Source organism: Pseudomonas sp. UBA6699, assembly GCF_002454615.1.
Classification (GTDB): Bacteria; Pseudomonadota; Gammaproteobacteria; order Pseudomonadales; family Pseudomonadaceae; genus Aquipseudomonas; species Aquipseudomonas juntendi.
This window is the reverse complement of record NZ_DKJF01000050.1, coordinates 18,477-39,015: the sequence shown is the minus strand read 5'-3', so window position 1 is coordinate 39,015 and position 20,539 is coordinate 18,477. Positions and strand designations below refer to the sequence as shown.

At 58.7% G+C, this 20,539-nt stretch carries 18 protein-coding genes, 1 tRNA gene and 3 pseudogenes; 8 read left to right on the top strand and 14 right to left on the bottom strand.

Annotated features, from left to right (window positions below):
- The first annotated feature begins 200 nt into the window (after window positions 1–200).
- Both B3361_RS09735 and B3361_RS09730 read left to right on the top strand, forming a co-directional pair.
- Window positions 201–443, top strand: coding sequence for a hypothetical protein (locus B3361_RS09735; protein ID WP_154211368.1), 243 nt, complete (start codon window positions 201–203; stop codon window positions 441–443).
- 464 nt (window positions 444–907) lie between these two features.
- Window positions 908–1,105: a hypothetical protein gene (locus B3361_RS09730; protein ID WP_054905480.1), complete on the top strand. Its 198-nt coding sequence runs from the start codon at window positions 908–910 to the stop codon at window positions 1,103–1,105.
- A 313-nt stretch (window positions 1,106–1,418) separates the two neighbouring features.
- Here the strand turns inward: B3361_RS09730 and B3361_RS09725 are convergent, their stop codons facing one another.
- Window positions 1,419–2,087: an isochorismatase family protein gene (locus B3361_RS09725; RefSeq protein WP_054905481.1), complete on the bottom strand. Its 669-nt coding sequence runs from the start codon at window positions 2,085–2,087 to the stop codon at window positions 1,419–1,421.
- Between the two features lie 151 nt (window positions 2,088–2,238).
- Between B3361_RS09725 and B3361_RS09720 the strand changes: the two genes are divergently transcribed.
- A complete protein-coding gene (locus B3361_RS09720) occupies window positions 2,239–2,598 on the top strand; it encodes a winged helix-turn-helix transcriptional regulator (RefSeq protein ID WP_082414681.1) in 360 nt (119 codons plus the stop codon).
- 136 nt (window positions 2,599–2,734) lie between these two features.
- On the opposite strand, the gene B3361_RS09715 is transcribed toward B3361_RS09720, so the two are convergent.
- The 5 genes and pseudogenes from B3361_RS09715 to B3361_RS09700 form a co-directional block, all read right to left on the bottom strand.
- Window positions 2,735–4,057 (bottom strand): APC family permease, encoded by a 1,323-nt coding sequence (locus B3361_RS09715; RefSeq protein WP_182337135.1) that lies wholly within the window; start codon window positions 4,055–4,057, stop codon window positions 2,735–2,737.
- Between the two features lie 211 nt (window positions 4,058–4,268).
- Entirely contained in the window at window positions 4,269–4,634 is a 366-nt protein-coding gene (locus B3361_RS09710; protein WP_054905483.1) for a hypothetical protein, read from the bottom strand.
- Window positions 4,631–5,455: a hypothetical protein gene (locus B3361_RS09705; protein WP_286920193.1), complete on the bottom strand. Its 825-nt coding sequence runs from the start codon at window positions 5,453–5,455 to the stop codon at window positions 4,631–4,633. The genes B3361_RS09710 and B3361_RS09705 overlap by 4 nt, the downstream gene beginning before the upstream one ends.
- A gap of 183 nt (window positions 5,456–5,638) precedes the next feature.
- Window positions 5,639–5,803, bottom strand: coding sequence for a methylated-DNA--[protein]-cysteine S-methyltransferase (locus B3361_RS24080; protein WP_374978693.1), 165 nt, complete (start codon window positions 5,801–5,803; stop codon window positions 5,639–5,641).
- Between the two features lie 459 nt (window positions 5,804–6,262).
- Window positions 6,263–7,062, bottom strand: a pseudogene (locus B3361_RS09700) (TonB-dependent siderophore receptor); the annotation flags it as partial.
- A gap of 141 nt (window positions 7,063–7,203) precedes the next feature.
- On the opposite strand from B3361_RS09700, the gene B3361_RS24075 reads away from it, so the two are divergent.
- Both B3361_RS24075 and B3361_RS09695 read left to right on the top strand, forming a co-directional pair.
- Window positions 7,204–7,383, top strand: coding sequence for a helix-turn-helix domain-containing protein (locus B3361_RS24075; protein ID WP_047149756.1), 180 nt, complete (start codon window positions 7,204–7,206; stop codon window positions 7,381–7,383).
- Window positions 7,384–7,436: 53 nt separating this feature from the next.
- Window positions 7,437–8,714, top strand: a complete 1,278-nt coding sequence (locus B3361_RS09695) for a DUF2254 domain-containing protein (RefSeq protein WP_054905488.1) — start codon at window positions 7,437–7,439, stop codon at window positions 8,712–8,714.
- Between the two features lie 53 nt (window positions 8,715–8,767).
- Here B3361_RS09695 and B3361_RS09690 read toward each other — a convergent pair whose 3' ends face one another.
- The 5 genes and pseudogenes from B3361_RS09690 to B3361_RS09675 all read right to left on the bottom strand — a co-directional run bounded on the left by B3361_RS09690 (window position 8,768) and on the right by B3361_RS09675 (window position 14,103).
- On the bottom strand, window positions 8,768–9,466 hold the full coding sequence (locus B3361_RS09690) for a CatB-related O-acetyltransferase (RefSeq protein WP_054905489.1): 699 nt from the start codon (window positions 9,464–9,466) through the stop codon (window positions 8,768–8,770).
- Between the two features lie 60 nt (window positions 9,467–9,526).
- Window positions 9,527–10,486, bottom strand: a complete 960-nt coding sequence (locus B3361_RS09685; protein WP_029887423.1) for a cation diffusion facilitator family transporter — start codon at window positions 10,484–10,486, stop codon at window positions 9,527–9,529.
- Window positions 10,487–10,619: 133 nt separating this feature from the next.
- Window positions 10,620–11,129: pseudogene (locus tag B3361_RS24070) on the bottom strand (methyl-accepting chemotaxis protein); the annotation flags it as partial.
- A gap of 348 nt (window positions 11,130–11,477) precedes the next feature.
- Window positions 11,478–12,341 (bottom strand): annotated as a pseudogene (locus B3361_RS24065) (HAMP domain-containing protein); the annotation flags it as partial.
- Between the two features lie 409 nt (window positions 12,342–12,750).
- The gene (locus tag B3361_RS09675) at window positions 12,751–14,103 is read right to left on the bottom strand and encodes an APC family permease (protein ID WP_054905504.1); all 1,353 of its coding nucleotides are present in this window, start codon (window positions 14,101–14,103) and stop codon (window positions 12,751–12,753) included.
- A 446-nt stretch (window positions 14,104–14,549) separates the two neighbouring features.
- Here B3361_RS09675 and B3361_RS09670 point away from each other — a divergent pair, with 446 nt between their 5' ends.
- The gene (locus B3361_RS09670) at window positions 14,550–16,058 is read left to right on the top strand and encodes a YdgA family protein (protein WP_054905490.1); all 1,509 of its coding nucleotides are present in this window, start codon (window positions 14,550–14,552) and stop codon (window positions 16,056–16,058) included.
- A gap of 231 nt (window positions 16,059–16,289) precedes the next feature.
- Complete coding sequence (gene nadA / locus B3361_RS09665; protein WP_009684090.1) at window positions 16,290–17,348, top strand: quinolinate synthase NadA; 1,059 nt, start codon at window positions 16,290–16,292, stop codon at window positions 17,346–17,348.
- A 220-nt stretch (window positions 17,349–17,568) separates the two neighbouring features.
- Here the strand turns inward: nadA and B3361_RS09660 are convergent, their stop codons facing one another.
- The 3 genes from B3361_RS09660 to B3361_RS09650 all read right to left on the bottom strand — a co-directional run bounded on the left by B3361_RS09660 (window position 17,569) and on the right by B3361_RS09650 (window position 20,164).
- Entirely contained in the window at window positions 17,569–18,540 is a 972-nt protein-coding gene (locus B3361_RS09660) for a magnesium and cobalt transport protein CorA (protein WP_009684091.1), read from the bottom strand.
- Window positions 18,541–18,604: 64 nt separating this feature from the next.
- Window positions 18,605–19,324 carry a lysophospholipid acyltransferase family protein gene (locus B3361_RS09655; protein WP_029885635.1) on the bottom strand — a complete coding sequence of 240 codons (720 nt, stop codon included), beginning with the start codon at window positions 19,322–19,324 and terminating at the stop codon, window positions 18,605–18,607.
- 150 nt (window positions 19,325–19,474) lie between these two features.
- Complete coding sequence (locus B3361_RS09650; RefSeq protein ID WP_009684093.1) at window positions 19,475–20,164, bottom strand: crotonase/enoyl-CoA hydratase family protein; 690 nt, start codon at window positions 20,162–20,164, stop codon at window positions 19,475–19,477.
- 198 nt (window positions 20,165–20,362) lie between these two features.
- Between B3361_RS09650 and B3361_RS09645 the strand changes: the two genes are divergently transcribed.
- Window positions 20,363–20,452, top strand: a tRNA-Ser gene (locus B3361_RS09645).
- Window positions 20,453–20,539 lie beyond the last annotated feature (87 nt).

Here is a 20,539-nt window from a genome sequence, read left to right as displayed (position 1 = left end):
CGCCGATACAGCAGTGCTATGCAGCTGTCTCCAGTAGAGTATGAGAAACGCTATTTCCTGCGCTTTGAGAGTGTCTAGAAAACCTGGGGCGATTCATAGACAAGGAACGACATAAGGAAGACAAGCACCTCGACAAAGAAGCTAAAAAGCATCTTTGAAGGGGTAACGGCCCGGTAAGCGGGCCTTCCACAAGAGGGATTTTGCATGAAGCGAATCATTACGCTCGCATCTGCGCCATGCTTTTGCCAAGCGTCACCTTGGGCAAGGATGATCATCACGAGTGCGAGGCGGCATTGGACAAAATGAAGTCGGCCAAGGAGTCGGACTTCACTGGTACTGGGCACCATGAGTTCCAGCAAGCCAAACAGGCGCACGCCGATGGCGATTTCAAAAAGTGCGCCGACCAGGCAGAAAAAGCACTTGCCCACCAGAAGAGTGAGTGACCCTAGGTTGGGTGCCGAAGGATGAAGGCCGCTCGGCACCCGCGCTCGCCGCGTTCGGATAGAGCTGAGCTCGGACAATTTTTTTCTGCACACGGATACCGGCTATCCGGGCTTTGAAACAGCCCCCTCGTAGCTTGCCCATCAAACCCGGGGCTGTGCTCCATGGACATAGGCCGGACTCATGCAAGGCGAGGTGGGCAACATCAAGTCGCCAGGATTGACTTAAGACGCTAAGCACTGAAAATCTTAATTCTTTTCGAAATATTGAAAGAGAACACAATTGGGTGGTATTCAGTTTGTAGTGCTATTTCGCAATTTATATCAGTGCGTTGCATAAGGTTTCATATTGCTGTGCATAAAGCGATCACGGCTCTCGCTCTTTCGATGACATTTCATTCATTAGTAATCTCTGAGCCCTTAAGCTAGCCTCATAACCAGATAGCAAACCACATGAGGTATCCACCATGTTCAAGAAAACCCTCACTGCTACAGCAATTATCTTGGCTTCTATTCTGGCGACTTCCATGGCTTATGCAGAAGGAGACTTGGCGAAAGGCGTCCGTCATGATGTGAGAGAGTTGGATAAAGGTGCTCATCACGCGAATCATGAGCGCCACAAAGCCGGGAAGCACATTCATCATGAGGTGAAAAAACACCTCTAAAGTCTTAGCTCTCGACTAAGAACTAACTTAATCAAAAATAGTTTGTTTTTATATGGATGCGCTGCTGACCTGAGACAAGGCCCAGCAGCGTATTCTTTAGCATTAGAAACCTCTGATCCTGCACAGAACAGATCGCCCCCTCCCAAAGCACATTGCCAGCTGCCAGTATCTCAGCGATTACCCCTAGTTGAGGGAGGCCTGGCTTTTCAGTGAGGTGGCGCTTAAAGATTGTGCTTCAGATTGATACAAGGGCGCCTAAGCGCCCTGTATTCCCTTGACGCGATCAGAGTGGAAAATAGCACCCCATGCAGCGTTATTGATATTTATCCAGATGGGTTTCCGGACCATCTTTAACCACAGCCTGCGCCTTACCAAAACTTTCCATCAGGCATTTGTATTCTGGGCATACATGATCGGCCAGGATTTCGGCGAAGCGCGAGCCTTCTGGCCGATTCCAGGTTTGCATCAATTCAGCAACAATCGCAAACGTGTCAGTTGGAATGGCCCCCGCCTGTGTCACCCGTGCAATCGTGGTATCGGTTGCCAGCTTGCTCCAGTTACCTGAAGCATCAACCACACAATACGCTTTGTAGCCTTCTTGCACTGCACTCACGGCAGGGAACGCCATGCACACGCTGGTGAGCGTACCCGCGATAATCAGCGTTTTGCGCCCTGTCTTTTCAACCTCTTTCACAAAAAGAGGGTTATCCCAAGTGTTTATCTGGCCTGTGCGGGGCACATATACTGCGTGCGGCGCATACTGATGAATTTCCGGAATCAGCGGGCCATTTGGGCCATCGGGCACAGATGCGGTCGTGATCACCGGAATGTTCAGCAAGGTCGCGGTTTTTGCAATCGCGATTACGTAGTTACGAAGGTCTGGGATGGGCACGTCCCGGACGGTGTTAAAAAGTCCGCTCTGGTGGTCGATCAGCAGGATCACCGCGTCATCTGGGTCCAGCATTCCACTGTTAGCAGCCATTTTGCACCTCCTAAGTCACATGATTTGGCTTTGACACGCCCCGTCGCTGAGTCGAAGCGCTGGGTTGAAATACAAAGTAGTTCTTGTCTTCCCAAACCGCAAGAACTTACCATAAGGGTACTAACTTCCTAAATGATAGTGAGGGTTCACCATGCCAAGCAGTAAAAAAAATGCCAGTTGCCCGGTCGAGACCACCCTGAAGGTCATTGGTGGAAAGTGGAAAGTATTAATAATTCACTTTCTTCTGGAGGACAAAAAAAGATTTGGCGAGTTAGCCAATTGTTTGGGGCGCATATCACCTAAAACACTCTCTCAGCAACTACGGGAACTTGAAGAAGACGGGATAATTTTACGCAAAGACTTTGCTGAAATCCCACCCAAGGTTGAATATTCGATTTCCACGCTGGGTGAAACTTTGTCTCCGATATTGCATGCCATGGCAGACTGGGGTGGCGCACTTGAAAAACGATTGAAAACAACCAAAAGAACGTTGCGAACCTCAAGTGAATGAAATTGAGTTTCGGCTCGACGCCGCTGGGAGGGACTCTGAAGAGAGCTTGCACAAAATAACCCTCCTCAGGCGCCAAAAGTTTGCCCAGGCAGTGACCAAATCAGCCCAGCACAAGTAAAATTATCGCGTCTCTGGGTCATGCCTCTTCGAAATCCATCTCGGGTGGCTCCCGTCGCAAGCCTCCGGTGATGATCACCAAATAGACCAACCCGATGGCCAGCCAAGCGAGTTCCAGGTAGATGGCCATGTGATCCAAGCTCGCCATCAGCCAAATATCCGCTATCAACCCGATTAGAGGGAGCATCAAGTAAACCATCACCGCTTTGGCACCACGCTGCCGTTCAGCAATCCAGTATTGGAAAATCACTGACAGATTCACCAGGCTAAAGGCCAAGAACGCCCCGAAATTTATGAAGGAAGTCGAGGTGGTCACGTCCATTCGCAAAGCCAGAAGTGCAACCACGCCGCACAGTATGATGCTGATGACGGGAGTGCCGAAGCGTTCACTCAGACGACCGAACAGGCGCTTTGGGATTACTCCGTCCCGACCCATGGCGAACAGAAGCCTCGAAGCGCTTGCCTGCGCTGCCAGGCCAGATGTGAACTGACCAACAATTAAGCCGATCAGGAAGAAGCTTACAAAAATGTCCCCGCCAATATTTTTTGCAATTTCATAAGCTGCCGAGTCTGCATTCGCAAAATCTGTGGAGGGGTGTGCTAGCTGGACGAAGTAGCTCGCGACAATGAAGATGACACCGCCCAGTAAGGTGATCAGGAGAATCGCACGAGGGATGGTTTTACGCGGCTCATGCGCTTCCTCGGTCAAAGTACTCACCGCGTCAAAGCCCAAGAACGAATAACACGCGATGGCCGCCCCGCTCATGACCAAGGGTAGCTGGAAACTGTCTTGGTAGAAAGGCGCTAGCGACCAGAAGGGCTGATTCAAAGGGCCTGTAACGTAGTGCGCAGCCAGACCGACAAAGGCTACCAAAACGAGGAACTGAAGCAACATCAGAACACCATTCACCGTCTTCGCCAATTGAAGGCCAACAATGTTGATCGCTGTGGTGACTCCGATGAAGGCCAGCACCCAGACCGGGTGAGGCACGCTTGGGAACGCTGAATGGAGATACGCCGCGCCGATCAACCAAATGGCCATAGGAAGGAACAGATAATCGAGTAGCACTGCCCAGCCAGCCAGGAACCCCAGTTTGGGGCTGATAGATTTTCGTACGTACGTATAAGCGGATCCAGCTACAGGAAACGCTTTCGCCATTTTTCCGTAGCTCAAGGCTGTGAAGAGCATTGCTACGGATGCGGCAAGGTAGGCGGAAGGCACCGATCCACCAGTTGTGTCGGCGAGAATACCGAAGGTGCCAAAGACGATGATCGGCGTCATATAGGCTATGCCGAAAAGCGTAACCGCACCTAACGAGAGGGTGCGCTTCAACTGGGCCATGTTGCTTTAGACAGATGGGAGGGGGCAGGGGAGATGGGGCGAAGATCAGTCTTTACTACCAGAGGTATCACGAGCGATGCCTTAAAAGTGTAGACAGCTCATCTAAAAGGAATTTTTACGCTTCTAACTAGGACTGTAAATGATTGGAGTTGGCCAGCTGGGACGAGGCCATCTATCTGGCCATCGTCCCGGTAATGCCAGTCAATTATTTTCAGCGATCTGCATAATGGGAAATGGTAAGCGCAATGACCAGCACGATTTGGATGGCTAACATGCTCACCAATAATCGTTTCATTTTGGGCGGGAAACGTTTAACTTCATTTAAGTCAATTAAGCCTCTGCGCAAAAAGATTGTCGGTATCGCCAGCACCAGAGCGATCGATCCCGTGCGCATGACTTTGCCAAGTAAGCCTGCATGCTGGAATATTTTTTTATTGCCGGTCACGTACGTACAGTTCGGAAGAAACGACTCAAAGTACTCAGTGTACTTATGTGCGATGTAACACAGCACGATCATAAACAGAATTATGGGTGCAAGGATAAACAGCGCAATCAATCCAGGGTCTACTGCATTCACTCCGATACCTCACGATATAAAAACTCACCTACCTTTTCGCCTCTATCGCTCCCGAAGTCACCGGCGATTTTACCGCCTACTGCACCGCCTATTACAGCACAAGCCAGCGCTCCTGGGCCGCCTGTACTAACCCCCAGAACGACTACACAAGCACCAGTTCCTACCATACCTCCCGCAGCCCCCCCGATGCTGCCGCCTCCCAGGCCACCTATCAATGCCGAGCTTTCAACATATTTGGCGCGGCGGCACTGCTCTTCCCGGCCCATTGTGCAGGCTTTATGAATCGACAAGCCTGTGGCGGCCACATCCAGCGCAGTGCCGATGTACGTGCCTTTCTTAACTAGGTTGGAGGCTCTGGCAACGCCAGATACCTTATCGGCATAGCCGGCAATCTCACCTGTGTGGAGATAGCTGCGGGTCGAGATATTCAATGCTTGTTTGATCTTTCCCTGATTACGTAACCCTGAACCGTACGCGGCCAGGCTCCCCAAATGCTTTTCGAGCTTCATGAACATAGCGGTGCGCTTGGCATAAAACGCGTCGCGGGCACTCAAGGTGCCAGAGCCGAGGTAATCGCGATGGAGTTTTTCGATCTTCTCAAGTGTGTCCTTGATATTTTGCAGATGCCTGCTCCAGCCGTCACCGACTGCACCAACTCCCATTGAAGCGCTGGCAAGCACACTTTGCAGTAAGTCGAAGTGTTCCAGGAAGAAATCATCCGCATCCACCCCACTGGTAAGTAGTCCAGCGTGGATCTGAGCAGCCTGGGCCATCAGGAACGCTTCGTGGCTGGTACATGAGGGTGTGTTGGAATCGCCCACGATCACCAGCTCACCGCCCAAGACAACGCTGTTGACAATGTGCGCATTCAGAATATCGAATTTGCCTCGGGCGTGCCCAGATAGCGGAGTACTGGCTTTCAAAGACTGGTAGGACCCACGAGCGGCGCCTGCAAAATTGCCTGCTATGCTGCGGCCAGTTAGGTCTCCCGGAAAGCGCCTCAGCTAAATGCGGCCTGAAGAAGGTCCACGCGGGTATGCTCGGCTTCGAGGGGGCAGCAGGTCCCGTTTCTTGTCCAAACCGCCGCTGTAGCCGCTTAGCTTTCCGTTGGCGGCGATCACGCGGTGGCAGGGCACGATGATCGAAATCGGGTTGACCGCATTGGCCATGCCGATGGCTCTGGCAGCGTCAGTTTGCCCATGCTCTTGGCCAGTTGACCGTAGCTGGTGACGGTGCCGTAGGGAACCATGGCAAGCATTGCCCATGCCTGCTCGAGAAGGTGGCTGCCACGAGGTGCCAGGGTTAGCGAGAAATCACGACGGGCCCCGCCGAGGTACTCAAGCAACTTTTGGATGATAGCTCCGAGGCCAACTTTCCAGCGTTCACGCTCGTTCGGCAGTTGATAGGTGGTCCTTCACCACGAGAGCTATTGACCAATAGCTGTCGATCGGTAGCTGCATAATCGCCCCCCCCTGTCTGGATCAAACCGCCGAGAAACCATTAGTCGAGCGCCACAGAGGCGCGCTCCCGAGCCACCGATTCCCAGCAGAGCCGATTGCCCTTGGATTTGCGGACGTCAATACTGGATTGAAACCGATAGCGGGGGATCAGCACGAAGTGCGCGAGCGTCAGACGTTGCACTTGAACCCCGTCATGATATTTCTTGGAGCGCTGTACATACCGTGGTCGCCGGCATAGCTCAGGTATTCACGGTCGAACACGTTGTTTAGATTGACTGACGCACTCAGATGCTGGTTGAAGTCGTAGCGACCCAGGAGGTTGGTCACGGCATAGCTACTTTGGGTGAAGGTGTGCAGGTCGGCACCGGTTTTGCTCTGGCAGTTCACACCGCCGCCAACGGTGAGCTTGTCCAGAATCCCCGGCAGGCGATAGCTGGTGAAGGTCTCAGCTCTCCGTCCAGGGTGAACTCAGCGCCTTTGGTAGTGGTTCCCTGTTCCGACCTATACGTGTTACCGCCTGGAGTATTGATCCAGATCGCCAGGTTTTCCTGCTCGATCTTGAACACCGCGATGCTGGAGTTCAACTTCCCGTCGAACTGGCTTCCCTTGACGCCGACTTCATACCCGGTGCCTTCCATCGGATCCAGTGGTTTGTTGTCAATGTCGCGAACTCAGGACGACTGTGGGTTAAAGATTTTCGTGTAACTGGCATACAGCGACCACGTCTCGTTGACGTCATACACCACGCCAGCATACGGGATGTAGACGCCGGTTTCCGACTCTTTGGTCTTGGTTTGCTTAGCATTGTAGGGCTTATCCTCGATGTCACGATGCCAATCGATCACGCGGCTACCCAGCAAGAGACCGAGGTCGTCGGTGGCGTGCAGGCGCGTGGCGAGATAAGCGGCGTATTGAGTTTCGTCGGTAGTGGATTTGCCAGCCGATGCCCATTCAGGGGTACGAGGGCTTCTGTCGCGTGCGGGCGCAATTCAATGCACCGTCCCATCTGGCCATCCTGAATACGCAAGCGCTCATGGAACCGCTCGCACAGGCCAATGAACTGACATTGAAAGCAGCGGAAAATCAGTGCCGGGCCATGCTGGATCGCTATGCGCGATGAGGTGCGATACGCGCTGGCCAGGGAGTTCTTGCGCGAATATGTGCTATCGGTGGAACAGATTTCTGCCCGCCTTGGGTACATTGATCCGACCAGTTTCATCAAAGCCTTCAAGCGATGGACGGGTGAGACGCCGTTGTCGTATCGAAAGCGGCCTCGCGTGAATCGTTAGTTCGGGCACAGCATTCGGCCCGGGAAGCGTTGACCACCATAAGGATAGAAACAATGATCACTCGGTTGAGCTGGGTCCTGCGTCAAGTGACAAAACGCCTGTGGTTTCGGACAACGCTGTTTTCGCTTGCTGGCGTTGTCACTGCCTTGCTCGCCATCGCCTTGCGCGACTTCGTACCGCCATCGCTGCCTGCGAAGATCGGTGCAGACTCGGTCGACAAGATACTCGGCATCATCGCCTCCAGCATGCTGGCGGTGACCACGTTTTCCTTGAGTATCATCGTTTCTGCCTACGGTGCTGCCAGTAATGGCGTGACACCCAGGGCGACCACCTTGGTGATGGAAGATTCGACAACGCAGAATGCACTGGCCACGTTCATTGGCTCGTTTCTGTTCAGCCTGGTCGGCATCATCGCGCTGAGTACCGGTGCTTATGGGGCTCAGGGGCGGGTGGTGCTTTTTGCAGTGACCCTGTTGATGATCGTCCTGATCGTGTACACGCTGTTGCGCTGGATCGGTCACCTATCCACGCTTGGAAGAGTCGGCGAGACAATTGATCGGGTCGAGGCCGCGACACTGGCTGCCCTGGAGCATCGCGCCCGCTGGCCCTATCTGGGTGGTGCTCCTTACCCCGAATCCTGCGTGCTGCCCTCTAGCGCGCTCACGATTGCCAGTACCGACACCGGCTACGTGCAGCACATCGATATCAGCGGCCTGGCGGCAGTGGCCGAGAAGCACCAGCTCAAGATCTACCTGGAAGTACTGCCAGGCACCTTTGTTCACATTGGCGCGCCCATAGCGCGGCTGCTACCCACAGCTTCGCCCCCTCCACAGGGCTCGGCGCTGGCGGCTGAAATCCTGCGCGCGGTCACGGTGGGTGTACGCCGCTCATTTGACCAGGATCCACGCTTCGGCCTTGCGGTTCTAACCGAAATCGCCTCGCGCGCCTTGTCTCCGGCGACCAATGATTCCGGGACCGTGATCGATGTGATCGGCCGTGGAGTCAGGTGTTTTTCCAAGTGGTCGATGCAATCCCCGGCCTCTGATGACGTCGATGAGAAGTGTCTGCGCGTTCATGTTCGGTGCATCGAAGTGCACGATTTATTCGATGACTTCTTCACATTGATCGCACGGGACGGGGCAGGGCTGTTGGAAATCGATATCCGGCTGATCAAGGCATTGATCAGCCTGGCTGAATTCGATCCACAGCGGTATGGCAAGCATTGCCGACACCATGCCGCTTTACTGGTTAAACGTGCGCAGACATCGTTGCACCTGGATGAAGAAAAGCAGCGGCTCCGGGATGTAGCCGCGCCGTTGCTTGGTCAGTAGCTTCGAGGCGCAAACGCAAAGGCCATCGACAAAGTTTGATAAAGCTGAACCCACTACGGCGCTTCTTGCACCCTACGCTTGGCGATGGAGAGTTTCGAGTAGTGTACTGGGGCGGCGGGTGCACCATTTTCAATCGCCTTGAGAAATGCCTCGGGATCGTTCATGGGCAGGCGTTTGAGGTACTCGACATCCAGGTTCCACCATTGGCTTGCAAGCAGCCGCTCAATGATTTCAGGGCTATGCCGGTACTTGATGAACTTGGCTGGGTTTCCGCCAACGATCGCGTAGGGGGGTACGTTTTTTGTCACCACTGCCCGTGTGGCAATGATTGCCCCCGTGCCTACCTCTACACCTTCCAAAATGGTCGCGCCATGCCCGACCCAGACATCGTGTCCCATGGTGACCCAGGAAAGCGCTGGAGAATAGGACAAGCCTCCCGTTTCATACTGGAAGGGGTGCGTGCTTACCCAATCGGTAGGGTGGGTATGCTTTTCCTGGCCCAGTGTGCAGTCGGATCCGATCGAGCAAAAACGACCGATCGCAGAAATCACCGATAACGTGCTGCCACTCCTGATGTAGGTGTGGGCTCCGATGGTTACCGATGGCGACTCTACCCTGACGTGTCCAAGGCTTACACCTTGCTCAATGGTTGCGCAGGCACGGACGCTGAAGGAACCAGAACCTCCGGCGGCTTTGCCGCCCAGTTTTCGGAACGCTTTCTTGAATTGTTGTTCTCTGAATATTTTGAGCATATTTTTGATCGCATCACGCTTTTTGGGGATTTTAGCAAGCCCTCTGCAATGAACAAACGCTTACTCCGCCCATTCCGGGTCGCCCGTGAACACCACCGTCAACCAGCGGTTCGGCCCTTCACCGCCCACGGCTTCACCAATCTCGTTGCGCCACGCGTCCCATTCATCGATGGTCTTCGCTGCCATGGCCTTGGGTACGATGAAGTACAGCTCGATCTCGCGTGAGCGCCCGACCTTGGCAACATAGGCACGGTAGGACTGCAACCCGTGGCGGGCGACAAAGGCCTTGGCCACTTCGTCCACGTGCAGCTTGAGGTCGCCTGGGGTGACCAGGAAAATGTCCGCCAGGGCCTGGCGCACCACCGCCATCGGCAGCGGCACAATCACCAGGCACACCAGCGCCAGTACCGCCGGGTCGATGTACGGTGATACCCACTCCCATGAGGTTCCCTGAACCGCGTAACCAAAGCAGAAGGCGATCAGCAGTGCCGCGGTGATGCTGGCCGACATCACCCAGCCCTTGACGTCCATGGCCACGAAGTCCGACTTCAGCTGGCGATTGGCGCGGGCCTCGACCAGGGCGATGGTCACGCAGCAGATCACGGTCACTACCGCGTAGACCATGGCAATGCCGAACTCCAGGTGTCGGCCGCCCTGCAGCAGGCTGCTGACGGCGTTGATCAGGGCATAGACCGCCACGCCGCTGAGCAGGATGCCATTGAGTGCCAGCACCATCGGCTCCAGGTGCCAGAAGCCCATGGTGAAACGCTCGCGCAGCTTGCGCGACATCTGCACGCTGGTGGTATGCGAGGTGATCAGCTTGACCACCACCAGCGACAGGCCGCTCATGCTGGCGTCGACCAGTGAGTAAACGCCATCGAACATGATCGAGAACGACCCGGAGGCCACGCCGAAAGCGATGCCGATGCTGGCGATGAACAGGGTGACGGCGATCGAGGTGCGCAGCAGGCCCTGTTCGCTGGTGATGTCGAAGAACGAGGAGCGGGGGGCGGTTTGCATAAGGTGTGCTCGGCAAAAACGATGATGCTGTGGTGCCTGTGAGGGCCTCTTCGCTCCTACAGGGGGGCATGGCTTCAAGGGCCAGTGCGGGCCCCTGTGGTGGCCGGTTTACCGGCCAAGAAGCCCTCACAGATTAGACGCGGAACTGCTCCATGAGCGCTTGTTGCTGGTTGGCCAGCCGGTTCAAGGCCTGGCTGATGCGAGCCGACTCGTCTGCCTGGCCTGCCAGCGATTGGGTAACGTCGCGAATGCCGGCTACGTTGCGGTTCACCTCTTCGGCCACTGCGCTCTGTTCCTCCGCGGCCGAGGCAATCTGCAGGTTCATGTCGCTGATCACCGCCACCGCCTCGCCAATGCGTTGCAGTGCCGGCAGGGCCTGCTCCATGCGTGCAGCACTGGCCTGCGCCTGGCGTTGGCCCTCGTGCATGGCGCCCACGACATCCTGGGTGCCTTGCTGCAAACCTTCGATGACCTGGCGAATTTCCTCCACCGACACCTGCGTGCGCTGTGCCAGCCCGCGCACCTCGTCGGCGACTACGGCAAAGCCACGGCCGGCTTCCCCGGCACGGGCTGCTTCAATGGCCGCATTCAGTGCCAGCAGGTTGGTCTGCTCGGCGATGGTACGGATGACTTCCAGTACCGTGCCGATCTGAGTGCTGCGGCCCTCCAGGGCGCGTGCGTCGGCCATGGCCGTGTCCATGTCCAGTGCCAGCCGGTCGATGCCCTGGCGGGTGCTGTCGATTAACTGCAGGCCTTCCTGGCTGGCCTGGTCGGCGGCACGTGCCGCCTGGGCCGCCTGCGCGGCGTTATGGGCGACATCCAGCGCGGTGGCGCTCATTTCGTTGGCCGCGGTGGCCACTTGCTCGATTTCACGGTGTTGCTGCTGCATGCCGGCGCTGGTCTGGCTGGCGATGGCTGCCGACTGGTCGGCGGTGCCGCGGGCCTCCTGCAGCGAGCCTTTGACCTGGGCGATGACCGGCTGCAGTTTGTCGAGGAAGCGGTTGAACCACGCGCTGAGCTGGCCCAGTTCGTCCTGGCGGGCGTAGTCCAGGCGGCGGGTAAGGTCGCCTTCGCCGCTGGCGATGTCTTCAAGCCGGGCAGCCACCGCCAGGATCGGGCGGGTTACCCCGCGGGCCGTGAGCCACACCAGCAGCAAGCCCAGCACTGCCGCGCCCAGGCCGATCAGCAGGCTGGTCAGGTTGGCACGCTGGTTGTGCGCATCCAGGCGCTGATTGAGGGCTACCGCGGGCGCCTGCAGCACGCTTTCCGGCACTTCCAGCAATACCTGCCACGGGGCGGCGTCGGGAATGGGCGTGAAGGGGTGCGCAACCCGTAACTGGCCAGCGGCAACTGCAGGCTCAACGGGTTTGCCGAGCATGCTGGCGTCGCGGCTATTGCCTGCCAGCAGGCCGGCCGCGCTGGCGATGCTCACCTGGCCCTGCCCCTCGAACAGCTCGCGGCGGCCGTTTGTGCTCAACTGCTGCAGGTTGTCCAGGCTGATATCCAGGCCGACTACGCCCACCACTTTGCCATGTTCCAGCAAGGGCAGGGCGATGCTGGTCATCAGTACCTGGCTGCCGTTGACCTCGTCCAGATACGGTTCCAGCAGGCAGGTTTTACCGGTCTCCAGTGGGCAGGTCAGCCAGCGGTTTTTCGCCGCGCCGTTGCTGCCGATGCTGGCGTCGCCGAGCAGCGCTTCTGGCATGGCTTCGCGCTCCAGGGTGCCCGGGCGCGGCTGCGACCAGTACAGCGAAAAGCGCCCGCTCTCATTGCTGCCCACCGCGTCCTGGCCGCGGTACTGGCTGTCTTGCTGGTCCAGTGCATCGGGTTGGAACACCAGGTACAGGCCGATCATGTCGGGTTTGCCGGCCAGGCTGGCTCGCGCCTGGCGGGTGAGTTCGGCACGCAGGTCGTTGCCACCTCGGGCTTGCAGCACTTGCACCAAACGGGCAAAGCCATTGCCGTATTGATAAGCGTCCATGAAGTAGCGCTGAATGCGCAGGGCCTGGGTTTCGGCATGGGCCTCCAGGCGCTGCCGCGCGCTGCTGTCGAGCATGGCGGTGTTGGCTTGGTTGACCAGCGTGGCACTGCGTTGTGCCTGAGTCAGCGAGGTGGCCACCAGCAAGGCGACGATGGCCAGCAGGCAAAGGCCGGCCAGCAAGGTGATCTTCCATTGGATGGAGAGGCGGCGCAGCAGCATGGAGCTTTCCTTTTCGAACACTGCAACGCCCGCGGCCAGGCGCGGGCGTTGTGGGTAGCGTGGGTCATTCAGGCACGTAGTTGGGGGGCGCCGAGCGGAACGCCTTGGTCAGCCAGCCCAGGTACAGCAGGCCGAGCGCAGCCCAGATACCGCCAAAGATCAGCGAGTGGGCATTCAGGTCCAGCCACAGCGAAACGATGATGCAGAAGCCGATGGTGGGCAGTACCAGGTACTTCAGCTGGTTGGCCAGGCCCTTGCGGTTGCCCTCGCGCAGGTAGCAATGGTTGATCACCGACAGGTTGACGAAACTGAACGCCACCAGGGCGCCGAAATTGATGATCGAGGTAGCAGTCACCAGGTCGAAGAAGATCGCCGACAGCGAAATGATGCCGACCACGGCAATGTTCAGTACCGGTGTCTTGTAGCGGGCGTGCAGGCGGGCGAAAACGCGGGCCGGGATCACGTTGTCGCGGCCCATCACGTACAGCAGGCGCGACACGCTGGTCTGCGAGGCCAGGCCCGAGGCGATGGTGTTGATCACCGTGCAGGCAATGAACACCGACTGGAACAGTTTGCCCCCGACATACAGGGCGATTTCCGGCAGGGCCGCCTCGTGGTCATGGAAACGCGCCATGGTCGGGAAGTAGGCCTGGATGAAGTACGACACGGTGATGAACACCACGCCACCGATCAGGGCGGTGAGGAAGATCGCCCGCGGGATGGTCTTGCCCGGGTCGCGGGTTTCTTCGGACAGGCAAGTGACGGCGTCAAAGCCCAGGAACGAGAAGCACAGGATGGTCGCGCCGGCGGCCAGTGCGCTGAACTGGGTCTGACCGTCGGCGAACGGGATCAGGCTCCAGGCCGTGCCAAGCCCTTCACCGTGGTGCAGGCCACGCACGCACAGGTAGATGAACACGGCGATGATCGCCACCTGCACGCCCACGAACAGCAGGTTGAAGTGCGCCACCAGGTTCACGCTGCGCATGTTGATCAGGCTGATGAGGGTCACGAAAGCGGCCACCCACACCCATGCGGGTACTTCCGGGAACATCGCCGAGAGGTACAGCTTGGCCAGCAGGGCATTGACCATTGGCAGCAGCAGGTAATCCAGTAACGACGACCAGCCGACCAGAAAACCCACGTGCGGGTTGATCGCGCGCTGGGTGTAGGTGTAGGCCGAACCCGACTGCGGGAAGCGTTTCACCAGGGTGCCATAGCTGACTGCGGTGAACAGGATACCGGCCAGCGCCAGGATGTACGCGCTGGGCACGTGGCCGGCGGTTATCCCGCTGACGATGCCGAAGGTGTCGAATACCGTCATCGGTGTCAGGTAGGCCAGGCCAATGATGATCACGTGCCACAGGCGCAGGGTTTTGCGAAGTTGGCCGTTGCCGGCAGCGCTAGAGTCATGCTGCATGCTGGCATGGCTCCTGTTGCTGGGCGCGAACGGCGGGCACAGGGTATGGCGCATGCGGCAAGGGCGAGCGGGTGGGCTCCATGTTGTTCACCTTTTATGTTGGAGCAGCGGAAGGCGCGAGGGGGCGCGCAAAGTGGTGAAAATAAAAAACGATGGGTAGGTGGGTGTCAAGTTAAACATGACAAGACGTTACGACATTGAAATATTTATCGATATTAAGTGGATTTTGTTCGGTTTTTACGCGGTTTTTTGCGGTTCTGATCAATTTGTGTGTTCGAAAAAATCAACGATTCGGCGATGGGGTCAATCGGTTTGTCAGATGCTTCCGAAAGGCAGGATTTCGGCACTTTGACCTGCGTCCCGTGCCTGCGGGGGTGATATTCTTCGTACTCTGTGTGGCCCGTGGCCGCCTACCCAGCCCTTACGGACAGCAATCGGTTCAATTCATGAAGAAATCAGTTGGCATTCTTTCCGGCCTGGCGGTTGTCATCGCCGTCGCAACCACCGCTGGCGCCTGGTACACCGGCAAGCAGTTGCCAGCCGAGCTGGACAACGCGCTTGCCCGCAGCAACGCCGAGCTGCAAAAGGCCCTGGTCACCACCGGTGGCAGCCTGCGTATCGAGCGGGTGTCGCTGGAGCAGCACTTCTTCAGCAGTACTGCCCAGTACCGGCTCAAGGCCCGCGACATCAACGTGGGTGAAGGCGAGGTGATCAACTTCGACGTGGGCGTGACCGACCACATCGAGCACGGTCCATTCCCCTGGTCGCGGGTCAAGGCGCTGAAGCTGGTGCCGGTGATGGCCGTCAGCAACAGCACGTTGCAGAAGGACGATGCCGTCGCGCCTTGGTTCGACGCTGCCGGCGGCAAGGTGCCGCTCAGCGCGCAGACCAGCCTGGGTTACGGGGGGGATGTGGTCAGCCGGATTCAACTGGCGCCGCTCAAGCTCGACAAGGCAGACGGCAACCGCCTCGATTTTTCGGGGATGCAACTGGAGGTCAGTGGCGACAAGGACGGCAAGGCCTCCAAGTTCCACGGCCATGCCGACCGTTTGCTGATGAAGCTGGTGAACGACGACCAGCCACCGGCCACATTCGAGCTTCAGGGCCTCAAGCTTGGTGGTAACCTGGCGGCCACGCCGTACGACAATATCTACGTGGGCAACGTCGACCTGTTGCTGGCCGAGGCCAAAGTCACGCTAGGGCCAAAACAGCAGGTCCTGCTGGTCAAGGGCGTGGAGCAGTATGCCCTGCAGAGTCTTGAAACCCCCGACACCGTGGGCGGCCGAGTGGAGTACAAGGTCGGGGACATCAGTTGGGACGGCCGCGCGGTGGGCAAGGCGCAAATGGCGGTAAGCATCACCTCGGTCAATGCCCCGGCGCTGCAGGCCTTGTCGAAGTGGTACCAGTCGCACCTGCCGGAGTTCGAAGCTGCCGCTGCTGCCGGCCAGCCTGTGCCGCAAATCCAGATGGACGACGCTGAAAAGGCCCGCTTCCAGGGCGACCTGCGGCAACTGCTGGCGGCCAGGCCCAAGGTGGCGGTCGAAAACCTGTCGTTCAAGACCGCCAACGGCGAGAGCCGCTTCAACCTGGCGATGGACTTCGCCGCGCCGGCCAGCTTCGACCTGCCGCCGGACCAACTGAGCAAACAGGTCGTCACCGAGGTGAAGAGCAAGCTCTCGCTGTCCAAACCCATGATTGGCGACCTGGCGACACTGCAAGCGCTGCTCGATGGCCAGACCGATGCACAGGCGATCGCCATGCAGTCGGGGCAGGCCGGGGAGATGGTCGGCATGATGGCCGTGCAGAGCGGCCTGGCCACGGTGCAGGGCGATGATGTGGTCAGCAGCCTGCACTATGCCGATGGCATGGTCGATTTCAATGGGCAGAAGATGACCGTGGAAGAATTCGCCATGCTGATGGCCGCGCACCTCGCAGCGCTGTCGCCGCGGGGGTGATGGTTAGCCGGCGCTGGTCTCCTGGTGGCTTCACCCGCGAACAGGCCAGCGCCGGCAACACAAAAACCCCTTTAGTAATCGCTGGATTCTCTGTAGCCTTCGGCCTCCGATAATAATCCGCGCCCGCAGAGGGCCGTGGCGGCCCGCGCCGTCCGGCAACCTTAGCCGATCTGTCAGGGCCGGGTGATACACTCGATTTGATGCGCACGCGCGCCTGCAGGTCCAGCGATCATGACCCAGATTTCCGAACGCCTTTTGGTTCAGGCCCACCTCGACGCCAAGCAGCCCAACCCGCTGACAGCCGAGCAGGAGGCCGAATACCGTGCGGCCATCGCTGCCGAGCTCAAGGCCCAGAACGCTGTGCTGGTCGCCCATTATTACTGCGACCCGGTCATTCAGGCGCTGGCCGAAGAAACCGGCGGCTGCGTGTCCGACTCGCTGGAAATGGCTCGCTTCGGCAAGAACCACCCCGCCGAAACGGTGATCGTGGCCGGTGTGCGCTTCATGGGCGAAACGGCAAAAATCCTCACCCCGGAAAAGCGCGTGCTGATGCCGACCCTGGAGGCCACCTGTTCGCTCGACCTGGGCTGCCCGGTCGAAGCGTTTTCGGCGTTCTGCGACCAGCACCCGGAGCGCACCGTGGTGGTGTATGCCAATACCTCCGCTGCGGTGAAGGCCCGTGCCGACTGGGTAGTGACCTCCAGCTGCGCACTGGAAATCGTCGAAAGCCTGATGGACAACGGCGAAACCATCATCTGGGGCCCGGACCAGCACTTGGGCCGTTACATCCAGAAGCAGACCGGTGCCGACATGCTGTTGTGGGACGGTGCCTGTATCGTCCATGAAGAATTCAAGTCGCGCCAGTTGGCCGACATGAAGGCGTTGTACCCGGACGCCGCCATCCTCGTGCACCCCGAATCACCGGAAGCGGTGATCGAGTTGGCGGATGCGGTGGGTTCCACCAGCCAATTGATCAAGGCCGCGCAGACCTTGCCGAACAAGACCTTCATCGTTGCTACCGACCGCGGCATCTTCTACAAGATGCAGCAGTTGTGCCCGGACAAGGTATTCGTCGAAGCGCCTACTGCCGGCAACGGCGCCGCCTGCCGCAGCTGCGCGCACTGCCCGTGGATGGCCATGAACACCCTCGAGCGTGTGCTGCACTGCCTGCGCAATGGGGGGGATGAGATTTTTGTCGACCCCGCGTTGGTGCCCAAGGCGATCAAGCCATTGAACCGCATGCTGGACTTCACCCAGGCGGCGCGGCTCAAGCTTTCCGGTAACGCCTGAGATTGCCGGAGGCCGCTCGGCGGCCCCAGCACAGCCACCGCGTCGCCTGCTTCTTAAAGCTCACGCTACCGATGTAGGCGCAACTGTCTTTCTGAAAAATTGAAAAGCCTGCGCGATTCATTGTGGGAGCGGGCTTGCCCGCGAAGCAGGCGACGCGATGTCTGGCACCGGCTCCGCCGGTGCCCGTAGCGGCACTGTGTCGCGATGGACCTCAAGCGGCTTATAGCCAGCCCGACCTCTTGAAACTGGCATACAACCCGGTACACCCCGCAGCAATCACCCCCAACACCGCAAAATAGCCGTAATGCCAGCTCAGCTCCGGCATATTCTGGAAGTTCATCCCATACACCCCGGCGATCGCCGTGGGGAACGCCAGGATCGCCGCCCACGCGGCAAACTTGCGTTGCACGATGCTTTGCCGTGACGACTCCAGGAACATGCCGATCTCGATGGTCTGGCTGGCAATGTCGCGAATGCCCGACAAGTCCTCCATCTGCCGGGTGACGTGGATTTGCACATCACGAAAATACGGGCGCATGTTCTTGTCGATGAACGGGAAGCTCAGGCGCTGCAGCTCTTCGCTGACCTCAACCATGGGCGCTACGTAGCGGCGCAGGCGCAGGATATCGCGGCGCAGGCTGTGCAGGCGGCGAATGTCGTCCTCTTGCAGGGAGCCCCCCAGCACGCTCTGCTCCAGCGCTTCGATCTCGCCATGGATGGCTTCGCTGACCGGCTGGTAGTTTTCGGTGACGAAGTCGAGCAGGGCGTACAGCACGAAGTCTTCACCGTGCTCCAGCAGCAAGGGCCGAGCCTCGCAGCGCTGGCGCACCATGGCATAGGATTTGGAGTGGCCGTTGCGGCAGGTGATGATGTAGCCGTTGCCGGCGAAGATGTGGGTTTCGATGAACTCCAGCTTGCCTTCGTGACGTACCGGCGAGTATGTGACGATGAACAGCGCGTCGCCGAATGTCTCGAGCTTGGGCCGGCTGTGCTTTTCCAGGGCATCCTCAATGGCCAGTTCGTGCAGGTTGAACTGGCATTGCAGGGTGGCCAGTTCCTCGGCGTTGGGCTCTTCCAGGCCGATCCAGACAAAATGCCCAGGCTTGCGTGCCCACTCGCTGCCCTCGTCGATGCTGATGTTGGTGACCTTCCGGCCGGCGCTGTACACCGCTGACGCCACTACTCGACCCATGGTTGCCCGCTTATTCCGGTTGAACACGGTTCATAGCTTGGGCTGTAGACGGCAGAAGAGCAACCTAGCCCTTGCCCAGTTCCCCTTCCATGCGCTCGATGCACTGTTGCATCTGCACACGGCACTGCTCCACCAGTGCTGGCAGGTCCTGCTGGGTCAGGCCCGCCGTGGCAATGGGCGGCAGCGAGCGCACGATCACGGTGCGGCGGCGCCAGCTGTTCAGGCTCAGGCGCCGGGCATAGCGGCTGACGCACACTGGCACGATCGGCACGCCGGCCTCGATGGCCATGTGAAACGCGCCTTTCTTGAACGCCAGCAACTGCTCGCCGGCATTGCGTGTGCCTTCGGGGAAAATCCAGATAGAGGTGTCGTTCTGCAGCACCCGGGTGGTCTTCTGCAGGGCCTTGCGCGCCTGGTAGGCATTGTTGCGGTCGACCAACACGTTGCCGCCCAGCCAGAACAGCTGACCGAACAACGGTATCCAGCCCAGGCTTTTCTTGCCGATGGCGACCGTGCGCTGCGGCACCACCTGGCCCAGCACGAACAGATCGAAGTTGGACTGGTGGTTGGCCACGATCACGCAACCGGGTGGTTGGTCCCACAGCGGGCCGACCTCGGCCTTGACCTTGATGCGCAACAGCCAGGTGGCCGGCCGGCTGTAAAGGCGGGCGAACAGGCGGCTGTTGTCGGGGTTGAAGGGGCGGCACAGGCCAATGGCCAGGCCCAGGACGCCAACAGCGAGAAAGTGCAGCGCCAGCAGGAGCATGCGCAATGAATAAAGCATGGTACGACTCACACCAGACAGTCGCTGGGCAGTGTACGGCTGTGCACTGGCTGGGGCAAATACCGGTATCAGCCTGTGCTGGCCTTTTCGCGGGTGAGCCCGGCCCTGCGCGGGATCAGGTACGCCCGACCCGCGTAGCGGCCAGCAGGGTCAACCCATAGGCTGCTGGTCCAGTTGTATGGCGGTGTCCAAGGCCTCGAGCAGCCCTTTGCGCACCTTCAGCTTGGTGTTCTTGTGCGCCAGCATGTTCAGTTTCTTCAATTCCCGCGCCACGTTCAGCGCCGCTTCCTGCAGTTGTTCGGCGGGCACCACCTTGTCGAGGAAGCCGGCATCCACCGCCGCATGCGGGTCAAACACTTCGGCGTTGATCACCGACCGGTGGAAGGCCGAGCGGCGCAGACGGTCGCGGGCCAGTTCGATGCCAGCGTGGTGCATGGTCATGCCGATCTGCACTTCGTTCAGGCAGATCTTGTACGGCCCTTCGACGCCAATGCGGTAGTCGGCCGACAGCAGCAGGAAGGCGCCCTTGGCCACGGCATTGCCCGGGCAGGCGACCACCACCGGGAAGGGGTGAGCCAGCAGGCGGCGGGCGAGGGTGGACCCGGCGGTGACCAGGCTGATGGCTTCCTGTGGGCCGCGGGTCATCACCTTGAGGTCGTAGCCGCCCGACAGAATGCCCGGCTGCCCGGTGATGATCACCACTGCGCGGGCCTCGGCGGCGCGGTCCAGCGCGGCATTGAACGCGCTGACTACCTCCGGCGAGATGGCATTGACCTTGCCGTTGTTCAGGGTCAGGGTGGCGATGCCGTCTTCGGCGTGGTAGGTAATCAGCTCGCTCATTGCAGAGTCCTTTTGTTGGCGTGGCACCGACGTTACCCAGCGCGATGGGCAAGGTAAAGCAGCAAGGCTGACTGGTCGGTCAGCGCCCAGCCGGGCTCTGGTGCAAATACATGAAAAAACTGAAAAAAATGCTTGCCAAAGGGGAGCGCTTTCACTAAATTAGCGCACCTCGACGGGCCGCAAGGCTTGAAGAGAAACGGTGAAGTGTCCGAGTGGTCGAAGGAGCACGCCTGGAAAGTGTGTATACGAGAAATCGTATCAAGGGTTCAAATCCCTTCTTCACCGCCACATTCTACGAAAAGCCCCCGCGCTGAAAAGCTCGGGGGCTTTTTGTTTCAGGGCCCATAGGGCCGGCTGCACAGCCCCTGTGGCAGC